Consider the following 21,381-nt stretch of genomic DNA (forward strand, 5'->3'; position numbering starts at 1 on the left):
CGCGGACTTCGCGCGGCCGCAAGCGTGGCCCGCCGGTCTGCGGCCGGAGTCCTGCGCCGGCCGCAGACCGGCTTTCACACCGGGCGCGGCGAGAGACCCTGCTCGAACGCGAGCACCCCGCTCGGGTCGTACTTCGCCGCTGCCGCCCGGAGCGTCGGAAGGTTCACCCCGTAGTACGCCGTGGCCCAGTCCTGCTGGTCGTCGTTGAGGTAGTTGACGTACGCGCCGCCGGTGGCGAATTCCGCTAGCCGCGACTGGACGTCGTTCACCTCGTGCTTCGCGGTCTCCCGGTCGATGTCCGGGCCGGCGCTGAGGTAGACCTGCACGTCGCCGAAAACGCCGCGATGCGCGAACGCGGTGTCGGTGGGGCGGACGTCGGAGACCGCCGCGTCGAGCGGGTTGATCTCCAGCGCGATCTTGGTCTCGCCGGTGACGAGCCCGCTCAACCGCGCCGGATCGGCCTTCTTCGCCAGCACCCGGGAAGCGGCGCTGAATCGGCGCCGACCCAGGCTTCCGGACCAGAAATCCATCGCGCCCAGGTAGTCCGTCTCCTGGAAACCGCTGACGGTGCCCTTGACCCCGGCCCGGCGTTCCAGATCGGCGATGAGCTCGCGGGCCCGCTGTTCGCCGCCGAGGAGACAGCCGGGCACGCCCGCCGCCGGGTTCGGGCCGCCGAGCACCGAGATGTTCGACCAGAATTCCCTTGGCGCGGAAGTGATCCAATCCTGCCAGGCGCCGTAGACGTCGGTGCCGGATCCCTCGGGGAAGTTCACCACGAACACCGTGACCCGAGGCGGCGCGGGCACCGTGCGGAAGGTGAATTCCGTGGTGACCCCGAAGTTCCCGCCGCCCCCGCCGGTGAGCGCCCAGCCGAGGTCCGAACCCGGGTCGACCGAACGCAGCCGGAAATCGCGCGGCGGCACGATTTTCGCGCTGTCCAGGTGGTCGCAGGTCAGTCCGTATTTCCGCATCAGGACGCCGATTCCGCCGCCGAGCGCGAGCCCGGCGATGCCGACCGAACCGCACGTGCCGCCCGGCAAGGCGCGTCCTGCGGCGGCCAGTGCGTGATAGACGTCGATCAACCGCGCGCCCGCGCCGACGACGGCGGTGCCGTTCCGGCGGACCTCCACGCGGTTCATCAGCTTGAGGTCCGCGACCAATCCGTCGCCCGGAGTGGAATAGGCGACGTAACTGTGCCCGCCGCTGCGTGCCGCGAAGGTGATTTTGTTCTCCGCCGCGAACTCGAGGCACTTGCGGACGTCGTCGGCGTCGGCGCACCGGGCGATCGCCGGCGGATAGCGATCGTCGTAGAGGAGGTTGAACGGCGGACGGATTTCGTCGTAGCCGGCGTGGTTTCGCTGCAGCAGCGCGCCGTGCAGCCGGCTGCGCAACGCGGCCCAGTCCGGCTCCCTTTCGGCAGCCTCCGCGACGGTTCCGGCGCCGAGCGCGGCCGCGCCCGCCGCGACCGCGGACCACTGCAAAAGACGACGACGGCTCAACGTCATGGACGACCCCTCCACGGCTCGGCGGCCCGCGCGCACGAGAAGAAACCCGCCGGCCCGCCCCGAGATTCCCCTTGTCCGACGCCGCCAGCATAGACTAATCTTTCCGAAATAGAAGACGCATCTACGGTATTTTGAAAATGCGTGATTCGGGGGGTGCTGGGTCGAGGTCGACCGACCTTGATCCACCATCGGATCAGGAGGTGCGGGCGACATGGGCGCAGACCGCTCCGGCTCGGCAGGCTCGGCCCCCGCGCGATCGGCGCGCCGGTCCGCGGTGCTGGCTTCCAGCATCGGCACACTGCTCGAGTACTACGACTATTACCTGTTCGGCCTAGCCGCCGCTGTCGTGTTCCCTGCCGTGTTCTTCCCGTCCGCGGACCCGCTCACCGGCCAGTTGTCGGCGTTCGCCACCTTCGCCGTCGGGTTCGTGCTGCGCCCGGTCGGCGGGATCGTGATCGGGCACATCGCGGACCGGTTCGGCCGCAAGAAAGCCTTGATCTTGACCATCGTCATGATGGGGATCGCCACGATTCTCATCGGGGTGCTGCCCGGATACCGTCAGATCGGCGTCGCGGCCCCGATTCTGCTGGTGATCCTGCGGCTGGTGCAGGGCTTTTCGACCGGCGGCGAAATGGGCGGCGCGATCTCGCTGGCCGTCGAGCACGCCCCGCCGCGCAAACGCGGTCTCTACGGAGCCCTGCTCCTTTCCGGGGCAGGGGTCGCGCTGCTCGTCTCGTCCGGGTTGATGGCGTTGTTCGCGACGCTTCCCGACCGGGATTTCCTGGCCTGGGGCTGGCGGATCCCGTTCCTGCTCAGCTTCGTGCTGCTGATCGCGGGTTTGCTCATCCGGATGCGGGTAGGCGAAACGCCGGACTTCGAACGCGCCCGCGAGAAGGGCGCCGGTGCGCGCGTTCCGTTGATCGCCGTGCTGCGCCGGCCGCGAAATGTGATCTACGGCGTGCTGTTCGGTTTCGCCAACAGCATCGGCGGCTACGTCATCACCACCTACGGCGCGTCGTATGTCAAAAAGGACCTCGGCATGCCCGCGTCGGTGGCGCTCACCGCCACCATGGTCGCGGCCGGCGCGCAGATCGTTCTCGCGCCGACGTGGGGTGCGTTGTCCGACCGGATCGGCCGGAAACCGGTGTTCCTCGGCGGCTGCATCGGGCTGGCCGTGGTGATCTTCCCGGTGTTTTGGTTGTTCGAGACGAAGAATCCGGTGCTCGTCGCGGTCGCGATGGTGCTGGGCTTCTCGGTGTTCGTGATGGCGATGTCCGCGCTGTCCCAGACAATTCTGTCCGAACTGTTCGACACTCGCTCGCGGGTCACCGGCGTCAACCTGGGATATCAGCTCACCGCGGTGCTCGGCGGCGGGTTCGCGCCGTACCTCAGCGCCTGGCTGGTCGGCGCGACCGGCGCGGTGTGGGGCGTCGGCATCTACGTCATCGCCGGCTGCGTGCTCAGCGCGGCCGCGATGCTGCTGTTGCCCGAACGCGCCGGGAAACCGTTGCCGGAGCCGGTCGCTGAACCGAAAGCGGCGACGGTATGACCTTGCTGGGATACGTCAGCGACGAACGCTATCTCGCGCTGCCCGACGTGACTGTTGAGATCAACGCGCGCGACGCACACTGGACCGTCCGCTCCACCGCGACTGGCGCGATCCATGCCGACCTCCCGTCCGGCGAGTACCGCGTCACGCTCGCCAAGGACGGCTACGGAGCCAAACACGTCGACCTCGCGCTCGGGTCCGAACCGCACCAGTTCCGGCTGCTGTCCGACCGGATTTTCGGTTACCTCTGGCCGAAATGGGCCCGCAGCGGCGACGAGGGCGAGTTCCGGATCCACAGTCCTGAGCCGTACCGCCTGAGCCTGTGGCGGCACGGCGCGGCGGTTGAGGAAACAGCGTTGATCGGCTGGTTCGACGAACACGCGCCGCGCGCCACTGTGCAGGTCACTCCCGATGGCGATTACACCCAGACCGGCGTGCGGTTCAACGAAAAGGGCTACGCCGATCCGTCGCACCGCCAGTACGTCATGGCTCCGGACCGCAGCGGCCTGTACTACTTCCACGTCGAAGGCGAATCCGGGGCTCGCTTCTCGTTTCCGTGGGTGGTCGCACCGCGCCAGCCGACCGCGCCGATCGCCGTAGTCGCGTCCACGAATACCTGGAACGCCTACAACAATTTCGGCGGCCGCAGCAATTACATCAACGCCTCCGGCCTGCCCACTGCACCAGTTTTGGTGCCTCGCCTCGAAATGTCGCGCTACCTGGAATCAAGCTTCAGCGAACACGCCCTGCCCGACGACGCGTACCCGCCGTTGTCCTTCGAACGTCCGGAACCGCTGAACCAGCTCAGCGCGGACGCGCGGCCGGAGGACCCGATCCGCGGCAGGCAACCGTGCCACCTGGCCGCCGCGGAATGGCGGCTGCTCAGCTGGCTGGAACGCCACGGTTACGAGTACGACCTCTACTCCGACGCGCACCTGCATGACGGCACCTTGCCATTGGACAGTTACCGTGCGCTGGTCCTGAGCACACATCCGGAGTATTGGTCCCGGGAGATGTACACCGCGGTCTATTCCTGGGTGCACGACCGCGGCGGAAAGCTGGCCAACTTCGGCGGTAACGTCGCCGACTGCGAAGTGGTCTTCTCTTCGCCGGACGCGCTGCGCTTCCGTACCCAAGCCGTCGAACCCGACGCGTATGAGAGCCGGATGCACCGCACGTTCCGGCCGACGTCGGAGCTGTTCGGCGTGGTGTTCACCAGCGCGGGTGCGATGACCGGGGCACCGTACGAGGTCGTCGACCCCGGCCATTGGGCTTTCCGCGGAACCGGACTGGACAAGGGAGACTTGTTCGGCGTCCGGAGTCTGCACGAACGCTGCCCCGGCGGTGCTTCCGGACACGAAACCGACAAGACCGGCCCGCACAGTCCACAAGGGACTCAGGTAATCGCCCGCGGCCTGAACTCCGGCGACGGCGGCGGCGAAATCGCGTGCTACACCACGGCTAGCGGCGGTGAGGTGTGCTCCGTCGGATCGATCGCCTGGACGTCAGCTGTGCTGGTGGACGATGGCGTGTCCGCGGTGACGGCGAACGTCCTCGACCGGTTTATCGGACGCTCCTGAACCCAGCGGCGATATCGTCGGCCACCTCGACGCCGAGGCCGGGCGCGTCGCCGAGCCGGACTGTCTGGCCGTCGCTGTTCAACGGTGTCTTGAGGATGTCGCGTTCGTAGTAGTGCGCGCCGATGATGTCGGAGGGAATCCTGCCCGACAGCCCAGGTGCGGCACACGCCGCGTGCAACTGGGCCGCCGCGCCGATGCCAAGCTCCCCATTGGACCCGAGCACGACGTCCAGCCCGAACGCGTTCGCGAGGTGCGCCATCGCCACCACCCGGCCCGGGCCGCCCGCTTTGCCGATATACAAGCTGACCGCGTCCGCCGCTTCGGCCCGGATCACCGACACGAGGTCGTCAGTGCCGAACACGCTTTCATCGGCCACAATGGACAACCCGCGCCCGCGCAACTCTCGCATCCGGGCCAGATCCCCAGGTGCCACCGGCTGTTCGAGAAACGCCGGATCCTGGTTCCGCATCAACTCGATCGCCCGGGCGGCGTCTCCGGGCCGGTAGCCCCCGTTCGCATCGAGGCCGAGGAACGTGTCCGCACCGACGAGCTTCCGTGCCTCGGCGAGCCGACGCGCGTCTTCTTCGGGATCGAAGCCGATCTTGAGCTTGTAACTGCGAAACCCGGCCTCGAAGGCTGACTGGTAGACGTCGTGGAGCCGTTGCCCGCTGCCGCTGAGTGAACACTTCACTGGCACTTCAGTCCTTAATGGACCACCGAGCGCCACTGCGAGCGGGACTCCGAGCGTGCGCGCATACGCGTCCCACAACGCCGTCGAGATCCCCGCTTTGGTGAACGGCGCGCCCGCCACTGCTTCGTCCATGCGCCGCTCAAGATCGGCGACCGGAACGAGCGGCCGCCCGAGGATCGCCGGGGCAAGTGCTCTCTTGGCGAGATACTCCGCCGTGCCAGCGTCTTCGCCACTCCATTGGAGCGTCGCACTGACTTCGCCCAGCCCGGTCGCACCGTCCGAAGCGGTCACGCGGACGAGCAGGAAGTCGGAATGGTCATGCGTTCCGCGAGCGCCGGCCACGACCAGTTCCGGCCGGACGACCGGGCTGATCGCGGCGACCTCGAGGTCTTCGACGGTATTCACAGGAACTCGCGGAACTCGGCGAGAAACCGGTCGATCATCCGGATGTCCTCGGCGTCGAGCCGATGCGCGGGCGCGCGGCAGTACGGACTGCCGAACAGTCCACGGCGGACTGAAATCAGCTTCTCCGCGGCGATGATCCGTTCGGTGTCCAGCATCCAGTAGGAAATGTAGGGCAGCAGCCGCCGATGCAACTCGTCGCCGCCCGCGTCGTCGCCGTCCTCGAACCGCCGCCAGATCTCGACGTAGATCTCGGTGAACGAACACCCCGGCTGCGTCCCGACCGCGCCGCGCCGGATCGCGTCCGGCAACTGCACGCCCGCGTAGCCCTCGACCGCCGGAATCGGCGGATCCCCCGCGGCCAGCTCGGCGATCAACGGCCCCGGCGGACTGGATTCGACCTTGACCAGCTGCAGATTGGCATGTTTGGCCGCGATCTCGCGCAGCACGTCCGCATCGAGGCTCGTACCGGTCTCCGCGGGCGCGTACTGCAGCACCACCGGAGTCGGCGCGACCGCGTCAAGCACCTCCCGGATATGCTTGACCAACGCCTTCCGCGACGGTCGCAGATAGTGCGGTGGCAAAAGATTGATCAAGTCCGCCCCCGCCGCCACCGCCTCCTGCGCCCGCTTCACTGCCAGCCGCGTAGCATGGTCTTGAACCGCGATAATGGCCAAGACATCCGCTCGCGGATTGGTCTCGGCCAGCAACACCTCCGTCAGCGTTCGCCGTTCGTCCTCCGCCAGCTTGTAGAACTCCGAGGCGAACCCAGGGAACATCACGCTGCCGATCCCGGTCCCGAGCACGTGCCGGATGACTCGCCGGAAACCGGAAACATCGATCTCGCCGTCGTCGGTGAAGGGTACTTCGAGAACCGGGGATACTCCGCGAATAGGCGTCATCGAATCCCCTTCTGAAGGCCGAGCGCAGCAACCGCGTTCGCGTGGATGATCCCCTCGATCAACTCGGGCGAGATCTTCGGCAACGCCGTGCCCTCGACGATGTCGTTGACTCGCCGGATCCCCGCGATCGCCTCAGCGGTGGTGGCGATCGGAAAGTCCGAACCGAGGAGCAGCTTGTGCGGCACGCCCCACTCCTGCGCCGCGAGCAGCGATTCGTAGCAGACCCAAGGCCGGAGGTAAATCGAAGACACGTCCGCATACACGTGCGGATGCTTGCGGATGGTGACCACGGTCTCGCGTCCCCACGGATGCCCCATGTGCGCCATGACGATCCGAAGCTCCGGGAACTGCAACGCTACTTCGTCGGTGACCAGCGGATATGTGTACCGCAACGGTGCCTGCCGGATCGGCGACGCACCCTGATGGAACAAGATCGGCAGCCCGTGCCGCTCGCAGTAACGGTAGAAGTCCAACGCGGGCTGAGACAGCGGGTCGAAATTCTGGTAATTGGGCCCGAGCTTCACTCCGACCAGCCCGAGTTCCCGGCACCGGTCAGCCTCGTCGAACACGTCGGGAGCAATCGGATTCACCGACATGAACCCCATCCGCCGGTCCGGATCAGCCGTCACGAACGCCGCGGTCGCGGTATTGGTGTCCTCCGCCCGATAGGGCAGCCCCGTGGCCTCCTCCGGCTTGTCGACAGCGATGTTGAACACAATGGACAGATCGGCGGCCTCGGTGGCTTTGTCGTAGTCCGCCCAGGAATTCGTGGTGACCACCGGCCGGTCAGTCCGCCACCCCTCGTAAACGCGCCGCTCGTCCTCCGGCACCGCGGCCTGGTGGGTCGGAGTATGAGTGTGCACGTCCACGATCATGGCTTCACAACACCTCCGCCAGCTTCACGAACCGATCGGCAAGCCCGCTGGAGATCTTCTCGAACCACCTGCTGCCCTGCTCCGCGGCAGCCAACTCGGGCCGATCGGTGTACCCGTCGATGTCCAGCCAAACCTGCTCGGAGTGAATGTCCACATCAGACACTCCAGTTTGCCTGGGTTGCTCCCTCTTCGCCGGTTCCTGAACCAGCTCCCCGCGAACCGCCAGCATCATCGAAGTCTCGAACTCGCCAGCATGGCCAGGCACGATGTCCTCCGGGCCGAGGACCCGCCAGTAGTCGGTATGCGCCACCGCAAGCCCGTGCCGAGTCGACGCCGCACCAGCGAACGCGTGGCAGATCCCGACGTTGCCCCCGTGCCCATTGACAACGACCATCCGCCGCCCGCCCTGCACCGCGATCGACCGGGCGAGATCGTCCAGCACGTGCAACAAGGTCTGCGCCGAAAGGGATAGCGTCCCGTTGAAGGGCAGATGATGATCAGAAGCCCCGTATGGAATGGCCGGCGCGAGCAACAACGCCCGCTCAGCCCTCGGCGCCGCCAGCTCGGCCGCGCGTTCGCACACCGCGGCCGCCAGAAAGGCGTCCGTCCCAGTAGGCAGATGCGGCCCATGCTGCTCGGTCGCGCCGATGGGCACCAAGACGAGCGCCTCGGAAAGCACCCCGCGCACGACGGCGCGATCGGCCTCCGCCCAGCGCAACAGTGCGCCCACGACGTCTCCCCGATACTCCGGTTGGCCTATCTTCCGGTATTTCGTAGAAGTCTTCCTGATTCAGGAAGATAGTCGATCGGGGAGAGAGACGCAATGCCGCCGACCAGCCAGCAAGAAGCGGCCCGGCCATGGGTGCGGCCGGACCGGTGGTGGTGCGGGCTTAGCGGTCGGCTGGGTTCCGCAGCACTCGCAACGCGGGCTCGGTTCCGTTGGCGGGCCGGGTTTCGCGCGCGGGACAATACTCGTCCCGGCCTCCGCGTCCGTGGATCATGCGATTGCATGACTGAGTGAGGCGAACGTAGCGAATGCGGTGCGATCGGTCTGTCCCGTCGCGATTGTCCAAGCTGGACCAACCGGGCTATTGAGGCCGTGCTCACCCGGTTGTACCGTCGATTGCGGTGTTCGTCGCTCAGCGGGGACGGCTGGCGGTGCCGCCGGTCGGCCGTATATCCAGCGGACTCGGGCGCGATTGTGCGGGGGGAAGCAAGGGATGCCGGCCAAACGTGCTTTGTTGTGCTGCGTTCTTACGATTTTCGTAACGGCTGGCACGGTTTTCGGTACCGGTCCGGTGGCTGCCGCGATGCCGCACCGGGCGGCCGCTGGCCCGCCGGGACCGGCAGATGTGGTGTCACAGGCGCGCACGAAGCCGACTTCGATCAGGTGCGGATCCAGTGCCTTCGAGCGACCGGGAAATCCTGGACGAATGTTCGACGAGACCTGGGATGTGCGCACGGGCGGTCGCATTGGCGGCGGAAGGAGATAGGGAAAGAGATGGCGGATGATTAATTAGTTGAAATGACTTAAATCGACTTCTGCGAGTACGACGAGCGTGCCCGGGGCTTGCTCTGCCAAGGTGCTTGTTCACAACTCGGCGAAGTGAGCTGATGCGAGGAGATCGGACGAGCGCTTCCAGCGGCGGGCGGCGAAAGAAGATCGAAAATTTGATGGTAAAAATTGAGGGGTGTTGGACGTAAAATGAGCGAACGGCCTTCGATCGAATTGCTGAGGCGAGCTGGCTGGACTCCCGGTCGCGCTGTGGACATCTCAGATGATGTGCGAGCCCTGGAGCGGGCCGGAATCGGAATATTCCCCGGTGCGATCGAATTTCTCCGGGAATACTCTGGTATCAAAGTGCGCTGGAATAGGAGCAGTGGCTTCCCGGATGACCTCGAGGTGTCCGCGGCTCGGTCGCGCGAGAGCTTGGACCCGCGGTGGGTTGCGATCTACGCCGAACGTGCGGGGACGGCGTTGGTGCCCGTAGGGGAGGCCAATCGAGGTTATCTGGTCGTGTTGGTCGGGGAAGACGGCCGCTGGTTCGGCGGCTTTGACGATGCGTTCGGCGAGCTTGGCGACGACTTCCTGTCGTCCCTCGATGGGTTGGTCCGCCATTGCAGATTTATCCGTGACTTGTGACCCCGGGTGGAGGTTTCGCTCAACGAAGACGCGAAAATATGGGGTGAACTGGGGTAGCTACGAACCGTACGTGCCACCGTATGCCCGACCGCACGCAGAGTTGACGATAAGTCAGGCGCGCGAGTCATATGAGCGCCTCATGGAGGCGCGTGATGCGGCTTTCCATAAACACGTCGTGATGGGGTTCAGCAAGGTAGCTAACCCGAAGTACAACTTAGACATCGATCGTGTCGTCGCCGCTTATGCCTGTCAGGTCATCGAGGGCCAAGACGTCGATACCGGATTCTTTCGTCGAATAATGGACATAGCGGCTGCTGACGCCTGAGTGCGCCACCGGGGGCTACACCACGAACCCGAGCCGTCGTGAGACCTCCTGTCCCACCTGCACCACCCCCCGAACCGCGGCCTTCCGTTTCTCCCCAACCAGTTGCCGCGCAAACCCGGTCACCCCAACAGCCCCAGCAACAGCCCCCTCGGCATCGAAGAACGGCGCCGCAAGGCAGGCGATCTCAGCCTGCTCCTCCTCGCTCTCGATCGCATACCCATCCGCCCGCACCTTGGCCAGCAACGCCAAAAACTGGCCCGCATCAGGAGCCGCGGCCTTAGGCCCGACCCCGCGCGAAAGGCGGGACAGCAACGGCTTCAGCTCGGCCTCCGGAAGATGCGCGGCAATGGCCCGGCCCAGTGCGGTCAGGTCGAACGGTGCGACCTTCCCCCGATAAGTGTCGAACTGAACAAAACCGGGCGTAGACGCTTTGGCCACATAGACCACCGAAGCGTCCTCCAGGATCCCCACATGCGCGGGCATGCCGAGGCTTTCCGCGAGACGTCGCAGGTCGGCTTGGACGAGCGACGGCAGGTCGACCTTGCGCACCAGTTCGATGGCCAAGCCGTACAACCGCAGGGTGGGGCGCCAGAAGTGGCTCCGGCCGACGACCCGGCGCACGGCGTAACCCCGCTGCTCCAGCGTGTAAGCGATGGAAGCGCAGGTGGCGAGCGGCACCCCGGCGGCCTTCGCGAGGGCGGTCAGCGTCAGCGGTTCCTCGGCGCGCACTAGCGCTTCCAGCACGGTCAGCGTCCGGTCCGCGGCCGGCGAGGCTGCTTTGCCCGATGCGTCGCTCATCCGGCATCAACCTTTCGGATACCTGTAGTCATCTTCGGAACACGGTAGCGTCCGGTCATCCGGCTGGCTCGATGCGCGCGATCGTCTCCTCGGCCCACGATCGGATGGCTTCGGCCTGGGCGGGGGTCAATTCATCGAGGAAGTGGCGGCGAATGTTGCTGCCGTGGACCACCAGGGCCTCCTGGATGACCGAGCGGCCGTAGGCGGTGAGGGCGATTCCGGTGCGCCGTCCGCTGGGGCCGCTGCGGGCCGGGGTGACCAGGTCGCGCGACTCCATTCTGGTCAGCTGGTGCGAGACCCGGCTCTTCTCCCAGCCGAGGGCTTCGACCAGGTCGGCGACGCGCGTCTCGTGGCCGGGGATGCGCCAGAGGGTCACCAAAACGCTGAACTCGGCCTTCGAGATGCCGCATTCCCGCTGCAGTCCGCGATCCAGTTCGCGGGTGAGCAGACGTTGCGCGCGCACCCACGCGTTCCACAGCTCCCAGTCCTCGGGGGTCATGAACAGGGAGCGTACCTGGGCAGTTGACTCATCAACTTCAGCGACTCTAGAGTTGATGCATCAACTTTGGGGAGGGTTCATGCGGACGCTGATCCAGAACGGGCACGTGGTCAGCCTCGATCCAGCCATAAGAGATCTTCCGCGCGGAGACGTGCTGATCGAGGACGGGCGGATCGCGGCGGTCGGGACCGCGATCCAGGCCGACGCCGAGGTTGTCGACGCCTCGGGCAAGATCGTCCTGCCGGGGTTCGTGGATACGCATCGGCACACCTGGCAAACGGCATTTCGCGGGATCGGCGCGAACTGGACGTTCGCGGAATACCGCGAAACCGTGCATGAGCGGCTCAGGCCGCATTACCGGCCGGAGGACGTGTACCTCGGCAACTTGCTGGGACGGCTCGAAGCGCTGAACTCGGGCGTGACGACGATGCTCGACTGGTTCCACTGTTCCGACCGGCCGGAGAACGCCGACGCGGCGATCGACGCGCTCCAGGAGGCTCCCGGAAGGTCGATCTTCTGTTACAGCGCGATGGATCCAGCCGACACGGCCCGCGTGCGGAAGCGGCTGCCTGGCGACGAGATGGCGTTCGGGCTGCGCGGGCCGATGGTGACCACAATGGACACCACGGCGGCTGATGTCGCGTTGGCGAGGGAGCTTGGGCTCAGGGTGAGCGTGCACCTCCACCGCGCGGCCTGCGCTTCGGTTCCCGAGATGCACGAACGAAAACTGCTTGACGACCGTACGACGATAGTTCACGGCAACGGTCTCACCGACGAACAGCTGGCGATCCTCGCGGGCGCGGGATGTTCGGTGACGCTCAGCCCGGACGTCGAGCTGAAGATGGGGTTCGGGTGGCCGGAAACCGGACGTCTGCTGACGGCTGGGATCCGGCCGTCGCTGTCCGTTGACGACTGTCCGTCCGCTGGGGGTGACATGTTTTCGGCTATGCGTACGGCGTTCGCCGCGCAGCGCGGTCTTGACGGCGCTCTGGTCGCGCGCGATCTGCTTGAGTTCGCCACTGTGGACGGTGCTCGGACGTGTGGGCGGGGAGATCGGGCCGGGAGCATCAGCGTCGGCAAGGACGCGGATCTGGTGCTCGTCGACGCGGAGGACCTGTCGGTGTTCCCGGTCGGCGATCCGGTGTCCACAGTGGTCACCGCTGCGCATCCGGGCGTGGTGGACAGCGTTTTCGTCGGGGGCAAGGCAGTCAAGCGGGGCGGCCGGTTGCTGGGAGTGGATGTGCCGAAGCTCAGGACCAGGCTGCTGGAATCTCGCGACCGGATCGCGGCGGCGGCCGGATTGGTGATCGGGTGAAAGTTCTGGAGACGGATCGGTTGCTGTTGCGGCGGTTTACCGAAGCCGACGTCGAGAATCTGGTGTGGCTCGACAGCGATCCGCGCGTGATGCGGTTTCTCACCGGCGAGCCGACGCCTCGCGCCGAGATCGAGCAGAAGGTGCTGCCTGGGATTCTCGGCGATTACGAACGCGGGCCTGCCGGGCGGTGGGCGGCGATCGAAAAGGCGACCGGCGAGTTCATCGGCTGGATTTCCTTGCAGCCGCCGGCGGACGGCAGCACGGCCGAGCTGGAACTCGGCTATCGGCTGGCGGCGACGGCCTGGGGTCGCGGGTATGCGACGGAAGGGGCCCGGGCGGCGATCCGCAAAGGATTCACCGAACTGGGCACGCAGCGGGTGTGGGCGCAGACGATGGCGGTGAACACCCCGTCGCGGCGGGTGATGGAACGGTCCGGGTTGACTTACGTACGCACGTTCCACCTGCACTTCGACGATCCGTTGCCGGGCACGGAACACGGTGAGGTCGAGTACGCGTTGACCCGGGAAGCGTGGGCCCGCGGCGCGGACTGATCCGGGTGCTGAAGCAGGGCAGGACTCGTGCCCTCCCGCCCATTCCGCCGGGTGCACGAGTACGGCATCCTTTTCGTCCGGAATACACTCGCCGGGTGATCAACCTCCCGCGGGTCCCGAAAGCACGGCACGCGGTGTTCCCGCTGCTCGGGCTGGTGCTCTTCGCGGGATCGCTGCTGCCGTCCCTGCAGATGTTCGGCACGCAGTTCGGCGGGCTGCCGTCGAGGCCGTTCGACGCGCTGGCGGTCGGGGCGGTCGCACTGCAGTCGTTGTCGCTCGCCGGATGCCGCCGGTGGCCGGTCGCGGTGCTCGCGCTGGTGGCGGCCGGGTTCGCGATCGACCAGCTGTGCGGTTACCACTCGTTCGCGGGCTCGGCTTTGCCGGTCGCGGTGCTCAACGCGGGCTGGCGGGCGGACCGGGGACGGCGCGCGGCAGCGATCGGGTCCACCGTGGCGTATCTGCTGTTCGTGGCGGCGTTTCCGCTGCGTGGCGGCGGGGAACCGGCGGCGGGAGTGGTCGCGTTCTACCTGTCGCTGGTCGTCGTGTGGGGGATCGGGGCGTGGCTGCGCTCCACTCGCGCCACGGAGGCCGAACGGCGCCGCCGGGTGGCCGAGGAAACGCGCGCGGCCGAACGGACGCGGATCGCTCGCGAGTTGCACGACGTAGTGACGCATCATGTGACGGCGATGGTCGTGCAGACCGAATCCGCGCGGTATCTCGCCGGCGAGCAGCTCGACCAGACCCTCGCCACGGTCAGCGGCACCGGCCGCCAAGCCATCGCTGAGCTGCGGAATCTGCTCGACGTGCTCAACCCCGGCGGCCAGCCTGTCCTCGGGCTCGACACGCTGGTCGAGCAGACGCGGCGCGCCGGGCAGCCGGTGGAGTTCACCGAGGTGGGCACTCCCGGGGCAGCGGGCGTGGCACCGGTGGCGTACCGGGTCGTGCAGGAAGCGCTGACCAATGCGCTCAAACACGCGCACGGCAGCCCGACGTCGGTCCAGGTCCGGCATGGCGAGGGGGACATCACCGTGGAAGTCCGTACCGACAGCGAGGCCGACCTGGCGGTCGGCGGCAGCGGACGCGGGCTGGCCGGGCTGCGCGACCGGGTCGGCGACGTCGGCGGCGACTTCGCCGCGGGGCGCGGCGAGAGCGGCGGGTTCTGCGTCCGGGCCCGGATTCCGGCGTGAGGGCGCCGTTGCGGGTCCTCGTGGCCGACGATCAGGCATTGATCCGCACCGGGCTGGTGACGATCATCGACGCGCAGCCGGACCTGGAGGTCGCGGGCGAATGCGGCGACGGGAAGGCCGCGGTCGAGCTGGCTCGCGAGCTGAGCCCGGACGTCGTCGTGATGGACGTGCGGATGCCGGTGCTCGACGGCATCACCGCGACCCGGCTGCTGGCCGGAGCCGACGTCGCGGCCCCGGTGAAAGTGCTGGTGGTGACCAACTTCAACCTCGACGAGAACGTCTACCAGGCGTTGCGCGCCGGGGCCGCCGGATTCCTGCTCAAGGACGCTCCGCCGGACCAGTTGCTGCACGGGATCCGGACCGTCGCGTCCGGCGCGGCGCTGCTCGACCCCGAGGTGACGCGCGAGCTCGTCGGCCGGTACGCCACCCGGATCCGCCCCGCTGCCGCGGATCCGGGTGACCTCCCGCTGGCCCCGCGCGAACTGGAAGTCCTCCGCCTGGTCGCGGAGGGCCTTTCCAACAACGAAATCGCCGCGGCGCTCGTGCTCAGCCAGGAGACGGTGAAGACTTACGTTTCGCGCATGCTCGCGAAACTCGGCGTCCGCGACCGGGTGCAGGCGGTCGTTTACGCTTATCGGCACGGACTGGCTGATTAACCCGCGACTCGCGCGGCGACGTCCTCGATTTCCCGGACGGCGACGTCCGGCTGGTCCTGGTAAATGTAGTGCCCGCTGGTTTTCGCGATGGTCAGTTTGCTGCGGGTGGAAATCGCGAGCCACTTCACCTGGCCCTCGGTCCAGGCTCGTTCCAACCCTGGGCCGTACTGCGGCAGTTGCGCGAGGTATTCCTGCCCGTGCTTGATCACCTCGACCGGAATGTCCCCGGCGGATTTCACGTCCGCGTCCGCGACGACCAGTTTTTCCGGGCTTTCGCCCTTGAAGACCGCCAGGGTCTGCGTGCGGAGCCCGGCCGCGTCCCCGGTGGCGCCGGCCGGGATTTCCCGGACCAGATCCGCCTCCTGTGTCGGCGAGGTGGCGTCCATCAGCACCAGGCCCTTGACCTTGTCCTGGTGGTCGGGGGCGTACCGGGCGGCGATCAGCCCGCCGAGCGAATGCCCGGCCAGCACGACCGGCGAATCCGGGGCGAGCTGGCCGATGACGCCGGTCAGCACCTTTCCGGTGGTCTCGAAGGTCTGCGGACCGGCAGGCTGGTCGCTGCCGCCCGCACCGAGCCGGTCGTAGGAGCACACCCGGTTCTTCTTGCCGAGCGTTTCCTGAAGACCGGCGAATTTGTCCAGTGCGTCGCCGCCGCCGTGCAGCAGAATGACGACCGGTTTTCCTTTTTCGAGCGTTCCCGAGCAGGATACGTTCACCGATTTTCCGGCTGCGGTGATTTTCTTCGCGCCGGTGAAAGCGGCCTGACTGGCCGGTGCGCTGCCCGGTGCCGGATCCGCTTCCGTATCCTCGTCGCAAGCCGTCAAAAGCAGACAAGCCGCGATCACCGCCGCGGTTCCCCCGGCCTTGTGCATCGAATACCCCTTCATGGCCGAAAACGGTACTGACCCGGCGGCGCGGAATCGTCCCCGCGCGGTGGACACCTGCGGGTAGCTCTCCTGGGGGACACCGGGAGAGCTGTCTTAAACTCTCGGTATGTCATCGGGTGCCGTGCGAACCGGCCGGGGAGGGGCGGAGCGCGAGCCCGGGTCCCGGCTGGAGTTCGCGGTGCTCGGGCCGGTCCGCGGCTGGTACGGCGGGCAGCCGCTGGAGCTCGGGCCGGTGCTGCGGACGACGATGCTGGTCGCGCTGCTGCTGCGGCCGGACGTGACGGTCAGCCGGGCCGAGCTGGTCGACCGGGTGTGGGGCGAGCGTCCGCCGGAGAGCGACGGCGTGCCCGGCTACATCTACCAGCTGCGGAAATCCCTGGCCGCGGGTGGCGCGGACGCGAAATCCGTGCTCCGGACCGATCCGGGCGGGTACCGGTTCGCCGGGGCGGGCGTCGGGGTGGACGCCGTGCGGGTCGAAGAGATCGCCGCCCGGGCCAAGAAAGCCGCTGGGACCGGTGCGCTCGCCGCTGCCGCCGAGGGATACGGACAGGCGCTGGCCTTCTACGAGGGCGTTCCGCTGGCCGGGCTGCCCGGCCCGTTCGCCGAACGGGAGCGGAGGCGGTTCGCCGAACGCCGCGTCGGGCTGGTCGAGGGCCGGACGGACGCGTTGATCCGGCTGGGCGACTACGCGTCGGCGATCAGCGAGGTGTCGGCGCTGCTTGCCGAGCATCCGGACCGCGAACCGCTGACCGGGCTGCTCATGCGGGCCCTTTACGGGGCCGGCCGGCAGAGCGACGCGCTCGGCACCTGGCGCGAGTTCCGCGTCCGGATGCGCGATGAGCTGGGACTCGAACCCAGTGAAGACCTGCGTCGCGTGCACGAGGCGGTGCTGCGCGGTGATGACGGAGCACTCGGCGTCGCGGCGCGGCCAGCCGCGGTGCCCAGGATCCGCGACGAACTGCCGCACGACGTCGGCGAGCTGGCCGGACGCGACGACGAACTCGCCAGGCTCGCCGCGCCGGGGAGTGCGGTGTCAGCGGTGGACGGGGTGCCCGGGGCCGGGAAGACGGCGCTGGCGGTGCGCGCCGCCCAGTTGCTGCGCGAGGAACACCCCGACGGTTGCCTTTTCGTCGGCCTGCACGGGCACAGCACCAGCCGGGCCCCGCTCGCTCCGGTGCGAGTGGTGCGCCGGCTGCTGCGTTCGGCCGGCGTGAACGACCAAAACATTCCGGACGACCTGGACGAATTGTCCGCGAACTGGCGTGCCGCCACCGCGCCGCTGCGCCTGGTTTTGGTGCTGGACGACGCGGTCAGCGCTGAGCAGGTCCGCCCCCTGCTGCCCGGCGGAACCGGGAGCCGGGTGCTGATCACCAGCCGTCGGCGACTGCCCGGGTTGGACGTCGAACGCCGGATTTCCTTGGGCCCGTTGACTTCCGACGCCGCGGCTGGCTTGCTGAGCCGGATCGTCGGCCCGGCGCGCGCGAGCCAGGAACGCGAGGCCGTGCGCGAACTGGCCAGCCTGTGCGGACGTCTTCCGCTCGCCCTGCGCATCGCGGGTGCGCGGCTGCAGAACCGTCCGATGTGGACTTTCCGGGACCTGGCGGACCGGCTCGCCGACGACACCAGCCGGCTCGGTGAACTGACCGCTGAGGAACGCAGTGTCGAGGCCGCTTTCCGGCTCTCCTACGACCAGCTTCCGGCTGACACGCAACGCGCTTTCCGCACCCTGGGCCGCGCGCCCGCACCGGAATTCGACGAGTTGGTGCTCGCCGCGATGCTTGGCTGCTCCCGGCGTGCCGCGGAAAGCGTGCTCGAGGATCTGGTCGACGCGAACCTGGTGCAAGCGCCCGCCGCGGGCCGGTACCGGATGCACGACCTGGTCGCGGTCTACGCGCGCCGCCTCGCCGCCGACGAACCCGACGTCGCCAGCGGACTGGGGGTCTACCTGCACGCCTGCCGCGCCGCGAGCGAATGGGGCGAACCCGGTTTCCCCAGCGGCCCGGTGCCCACCGACTCGCCGTTTTCCGGACTGGTGGACGCGTCAGCGTGGCTGGACGAGGCAGGTGATTTGGTGGAAGTCGTCTCGTCCGCCGTCGCCGCGGGCCATCCGGACTACGCGTGCTGGATCGCCGAAGGAGCCGTCGATTACCTCGTGCGGCGCATTCGGTACCGCGAATGCGTTGCCCTGCTGGAAGTCGCTTTGTCCGAAGCGGACAATGTGGCGGACCGGCGAATGGCGACGGCGCTGCGATTCGGACTCGGCTGGGCACACCTCGCACTGGGCGATTCCGTCCAGGCCAGGCAATGGTGTGAAGACGGACTCCGGATCAGCCGGGAAAACGGCGACCGCCGGGAAACCGCGCGGGGCCTGTGCGGGCTGGGAATGGTCACGATGCTCGCCGGGCCGTTGGACGAAGCGGAACAGGTGCTGACCGAGGCTCGCACGCTGGCCGCGGAAGTGGCGGACAGCTGGCTGGTCGAACGGGCGGTGTCCGGACTGGGGTACGTGTATTTCAAGCAGGGTGAATACGAACGCTCGCTGGCCTGTTTCGCCGAATCGCGAGAAGTCGCGGTCTCAACCGGAAATCCGGCGATGCTGGGCCGGGTGTCCAGTCATATCGGCAGCGTCCGGCTGCATCTGGGCCGCCCGGCGGAGGCGGCGGAACCCTTGCGTGAAGCGGTCGAATTGGCCGAGCGGGTCGACGACCGGTTGCTGCTGGTGAGTTCCTTGTCGCGGCTTGGGTCCGCGGAGCAGGAACTGGGGAGTCTGGACCTGGCGCTTTCGTATCATTTGCGGGCGCTGGGGGCGTTGACCGACCAGATGTCGCCGTGGGCGGAAATCGAGGTCCGGAACCGGCTGGGGGCTTGCCGGCAGGCCCGGGGCGAGGAGGAGGCGGCGAGCGAGCAGTTCGATCTCGCCGCGGCGGTGGTGGCCGGGCTGGACCAGCAGTCGGCAAGCGAGATTACGTGAGCCAGCAAGAAAAGTAACGCCAATATTTCTCCGCAGGGACGAGCGACACATTGATGAGTTTGCCCGCGACTGGAATCGAAGTCCGTATCGGTATCTGGGTCGACACTGCGGACCTCGCCGAGACGGTCGAGCGGTGCCGGTCGCTGGCCGGCGAGTTCGGTGCGGTCGCGGCGGAGATCGTCCGATGCGATCCGGAGAGTCCGCGCAGGGGGTTTGTCGCCACCCTCCACTGTGCCGCTCCGTGGGAAGCGGGGGAGACTGCTGCGCAAGCCATGCGCAGGGCGGTTGGGCCGGTGGCTGTCAAGCATGGGCTCAACGACGAATACCTGGACTTCTTCGGCGATCCGGAGAAGAGCGGTTATGCAGACCTTTGGTTCGACGAGCAAGAGTTCGACGGATATGTGTTGTATCTCGTGCTCGCGGCCCACGGCGGCCTGCGATGGGAGGAATTGGAGCCCGGAGTCCGGGAAGATTTCACGTTGACCGAAGACTCCGACCTCACGGTCAGAGTGAGTCACCGGTTTCCCGGGGCAGATGTCGCGGCGGCGTTGGGGAAGGCTCTCCCGATCGTGGAATCGATCGGGGCTTCCGGTCTCCAATTCCTGGCCTCGGACGGTTCCTGCGAGGTCGTGATGTTCGCGGCCCGGCCCGTCGTTGAGGGAGAGAACCTGGAAACCAGCCTGCGCCGCATCGGGGCGACGGTGGCGGCACAGCTGGATCTGGATCCGGGTGCGTTGGTTCTGCGCGGCGCCGGCGAGGATCTCGTCGGCGCGCTTGAGCCTGGCGACGACAGCCGGCCGGTCGCGGTGCTGCGCAGGAGAGCGGCCGAGGAGGATTGATCGTTCCCGGGTGGCTTCTGGCCCGCCAGGCCGGGAGCCGCCCGGGTCGGCGGATCCGCCACAAGTGTTCCGCAGTTCCGTTGTCGGTGAACTGCACCGCCTGTGCACTGTCTGCTGTGGACATTTGGTCGACGCCCAGTACCTTCGCGCGGTCAGTCAACCGGGCGGTGTCGAAGTCGAGTAGTGCTCGCAGGGACTGTCAAGATGGAGTCGCAGTTGTCCGGCGAGCGAACGGTGCCGGGCGGGAGTTCGAGGAACGTGGTGGGAGAAAGCGGGGCGGCGTTGGGGTGTAGCAGCCTCCGCCCGGGCCCGACCGCGCCAGTGGCTTCAGCGGTCCCGGCGACGAAGCGCCAGCATGGAGACCAGCCTCCACTCGGGCGTTGCAACGCTGTAGAACACCGGTGGTGCGCGGCGGGCTTCTTGCCGGTGCCCGGCCGGTGTGTTTAACTACCGCCAGTGCCTGAGAGCGGGCGTGTTCAACCCCTGCGGAACCGGCACTTGAACAGCGTGCGCCAGCCAAGGACGGCGGTGTGACACGCGCTCGCCGCGAAGACTCGCGCGTGGCATACCTTCGCCCTCGGGCCGGTCAGGCGCCTCGCCGCCAGAACACGCTGTAGTCGTCGATCGCTTCCAGCGGGTCTTCGATGCCCTCGGTCTCCCGGAACTCCTCGACCGCCTTGCGGCAGGCCGGGATCACGTAGTCGTCGATGATCACGAACCCGCCGGGGGACAGCTTCGGATACAGGTTGACCAGTGCGTCCATCGTCGACGAGTAGAGGTCGCCGTCGAGGCGCATGACGGCGAGCTTCTCGACCGGCGCGGTCGGCAGGGTGTCTTCGAACCAGCCGGGAAGGAACTGGACCTGGTCGTCGAGCAGGTCGTAGCGCGCGAAGTTGTCCCGCACGGTTTCCATCGAGACGCCGAGCACCTCGTTGGACTGGTGCAGGGCCATCTCCTGGTCCATCGGATGCCCGTCCGGGCCGGTGTCGGGAATGCCCTCGAAGGAATCCGCCAGCCAGACCCGGCGGTCGGAAACGCCGTGCGCCTTCAGGATTCCGCGCGCGAAGATGCAAACCCCGCCGCGCCAGACGCCCGTTTCGATGAAGTCCCCCGCGACCCCGTCCGCGAGCGCCTGTTCCAGACAGTGCCGGACGTTGCGGATCCGCTTGAGCCCCACCATGGTGTGCGCGGTGCTGGGCCAGTCGAGCCCGTTCTCCCGGTGCTCGCGGGTGAAGGACGTCTCGGGAACCCAGGCGTTCGGCGTGGGGGCGTCGCCGTAGATCATGTTGGTGACCACCTTCTCCAGGAGGTCGAGGTACAGCTGGCCGCTGGCTTCCATTTTCGGTCCTTTCTCGGGGCCGTCGCCGGTGTTCTCCACGATTGCGACTGGGCGTCGTGGTCGCAAGGCGACGATTGTGCGGACGAGCGGAAGGGCGGATCGGCCTCCTTTACGGGCGACAGGGCGGCACGTAAGCTGCGGAAGATCACGCAAGCCGGGCGAGACTGACGGAAATCGGCATCACCTGCACTGGGGCTGGCGAACTTGACGACGAAATATTAAAATAACCGGTTTTGATTTCGCGGGCCGCATCGAGCATTCGTTCGCAGTGTCGCGGCCAGGCCCGATGCTGCCGAGATCCGGCGACGACTGCGCGCGCGGAACGCCGCGGTTCGTCGCTGCTGCTGTGATGTGCCAACGACGTGCG

General features: G+C 67.4%; 18 protein-coding genes. 9 read left to right on the forward strand and 9 right to left on the reverse strand.

Annotated elements, in window-relative coordinates; translation table 11 throughout:
- Window positions 1–74 precede the first annotated feature (74 nt).
- Window positions 75–1,505 carry an FAD-binding oxidoreductase gene (locus H4281_RS08035; protein WP_182890186.1) on the reverse strand — a complete coding sequence of 477 codons (1,431 nt, stop codon included), beginning with the start codon at window positions 1,503–1,505 and terminating at the stop codon, window positions 75–77.
- A 211-nt stretch (window positions 1,506–1,716) separates the two neighbouring features.
- On the opposite strand from H4281_RS08035, the gene H4281_RS08040 reads away from it, so the two are divergent.
- Window positions 1,717–3,054: an MFS transporter gene (locus H4281_RS08040; protein WP_182890187.1), complete on the forward strand. Its 1,338-nt coding sequence runs from the start codon at window positions 1,717–1,719 to the stop codon at window positions 3,052–3,054.
- Window positions 3,051–4,634 (forward strand): carboxypeptidase-like regulatory domain-containing protein, encoded by a 1,584-nt coding sequence (locus H4281_RS08045; protein WP_182890188.1) that lies wholly within the window; start codon window positions 3,051–3,053, stop codon window positions 4,632–4,634. Before H4281_RS08040 ends, H4281_RS08045 begins: the two co-directional genes overlap by 4 nt.
- Here the strand turns inward: H4281_RS08045 and H4281_RS08050 are convergent.
- Genes H4281_RS08050 through H4281_RS08065 form a run of 4 tightly spaced genes read right to left on the reverse strand, consistent with a single transcriptional unit; the run spans window position 4,618 to window position 8,234 of the window.
- Entirely contained in the window at window positions 4,618–5,730 is a 1,113-nt protein-coding gene (locus H4281_RS08050) for a mandelate racemase/muconate lactonizing enzyme family protein (protein WP_182890189.1), read from the reverse strand. The two genes, H4281_RS08045 and H4281_RS08050, sit on opposite strands and share 17 nt — an antisense overlap.
- Complete coding sequence (locus tag H4281_RS08055; protein WP_182890190.1) at window positions 5,727–6,629, reverse strand: dihydrodipicolinate synthase family protein; 903 nt, start codon at window positions 6,627–6,629, stop codon at window positions 5,727–5,729. The genes H4281_RS08050 and H4281_RS08055 overlap by 4 nt, the downstream gene beginning before the upstream one ends.
- Window positions 6,626–7,504 carry an amidohydrolase family protein gene (locus H4281_RS08060; protein ID WP_182890191.1) on the reverse strand — a complete coding sequence of 293 codons (879 nt, stop codon included), beginning with the start codon at window positions 7,502–7,504 and terminating at the stop codon, window positions 6,626–6,628. The genes H4281_RS08055 and H4281_RS08060 overlap by 4 nt, the downstream gene beginning before the upstream one ends.
- Before the next feature lie 4 nt (window positions 7,505–7,508).
- On the reverse strand, window positions 7,509–8,234 hold the full coding sequence (locus tag H4281_RS08065) for a creatininase family protein (protein WP_182890192.1): 726 nt from the start codon (window positions 8,232–8,234) through the stop codon (window positions 7,509–7,511).
- 975 nt (window positions 8,235–9,209) lie between these two features.
- Here H4281_RS08065 and H4281_RS08070 point away from each other — a divergent pair.
- Window positions 9,210–9,647 carry an SUKH-3 domain-containing protein gene (locus H4281_RS08070; RefSeq protein WP_182890193.1) on the forward strand — a complete coding sequence of 146 codons (438 nt, stop codon included), beginning with the start codon at window positions 9,210–9,212 and terminating at the stop codon, window positions 9,645–9,647.
- A gap of 340 nt (window positions 9,648–9,987) precedes the next feature.
- Here the strand turns inward: H4281_RS08070 and H4281_RS08075 are convergent, their stop codons facing one another.
- Window positions 9,988–10,770: an IclR family transcriptional regulator gene (locus H4281_RS08075; protein WP_182890194.1), complete on the reverse strand. Its 783-nt coding sequence runs from the start codon at window positions 10,768–10,770 to the stop codon at window positions 9,988–9,990.
- Between the two features lie 55 nt (window positions 10,771–10,825).
- Window positions 10,826–11,269, reverse strand: a complete 444-nt coding sequence (locus tag H4281_RS08080) for a MarR family winged helix-turn-helix transcriptional regulator (protein WP_182890195.1) — start codon at window positions 11,267–11,269, stop codon at window positions 10,826–10,828.
- A 79-nt stretch (window positions 11,270–11,348) separates the two neighbouring features.
- Here H4281_RS08080 and H4281_RS08085 point away from each other — a divergent pair, with 79 nt between their 5' ends.
- From H4281_RS08085 to H4281_RS08100, 4 genes are all read left to right on the forward strand, one after another.
- Window positions 11,349–12,584, forward strand: coding sequence for an amidohydrolase family protein (locus H4281_RS08085; protein ID WP_182890196.1), 1,236 nt, complete (start codon window positions 11,349–11,351; stop codon window positions 12,582–12,584).
- Window positions 12,581–13,135: a GNAT family N-acetyltransferase gene (locus H4281_RS08090; RefSeq protein WP_182890197.1), complete on the forward strand. Its 555-nt coding sequence runs from the start codon at window positions 12,581–12,583 to the stop codon at window positions 13,133–13,135. The genes H4281_RS08085 and H4281_RS08090 overlap by 4 nt, the downstream gene beginning before the upstream one ends.
- A gap of 95 nt (window positions 13,136–13,230) precedes the next feature.
- Window positions 13,231–14,322 (forward strand): sensor histidine kinase, encoded by a 1,092-nt coding sequence (locus tag H4281_RS08095; RefSeq protein WP_312872079.1) that lies wholly within the window; start codon window positions 13,231–13,233, stop codon window positions 14,320–14,322.
- Complete coding sequence (locus H4281_RS08100) at window positions 14,319–14,978, forward strand: response regulator (RefSeq protein ID WP_182890198.1); 660 nt, start codon at window positions 14,319–14,321, stop codon at window positions 14,976–14,978. Before H4281_RS08095 ends, H4281_RS08100 begins: the two co-directional genes overlap by 4 nt.
- Here the strand turns inward: H4281_RS08100 and H4281_RS08105 are convergent.
- A complete protein-coding gene (locus H4281_RS08105; protein WP_246411454.1) occupies window positions 14,975–15,865 on the reverse strand; it encodes an alpha/beta fold hydrolase in 891 nt (296 codons plus the stop codon). The genes H4281_RS08100 and H4281_RS08105 overlap by 4 nt on opposite strands.
- A 106-nt stretch (window positions 15,866–15,971) precedes the next feature.
- On the opposite strand from H4281_RS08105, the gene H4281_RS08110 reads away from it, so the two are divergent.
- Window positions 15,972–18,836, forward strand: coding sequence for an AfsR/SARP family transcriptional regulator (locus H4281_RS08110; protein WP_182890199.1), 2,865 nt, complete (start codon window positions 15,972–15,974; stop codon window positions 18,834–18,836).
- A 53-nt stretch (window positions 18,837–18,889) separates the two neighbouring features.
- Window positions 18,890–19,675 (forward strand): hypothetical protein, encoded by a 786-nt coding sequence (locus H4281_RS08115; RefSeq protein WP_182890200.1) that lies wholly within the window; start codon window positions 18,890–18,892, stop codon window positions 19,673–19,675.
- Window positions 19,676–20,261: 586 nt separating this feature from the next.
- Here the strand turns inward: H4281_RS08115 and H4281_RS08120 are convergent.
- Entirely contained in the window at window positions 20,262–21,014 is a 753-nt protein-coding gene (locus H4281_RS08120; protein ID WP_182890201.1) for a TylF/MycF family methyltransferase, read from the reverse strand.
- Window positions 21,015–21,381: the final 367 nt, after the last annotated feature.

This window comes from Amycolatopsis dendrobii (assembly GCF_014145675.1).
Classification (GTDB): Bacteria; Actinomycetota; Actinomycetes; order Mycobacteriales; family Pseudonocardiaceae; genus Amycolatopsis; species Amycolatopsis dendrobii.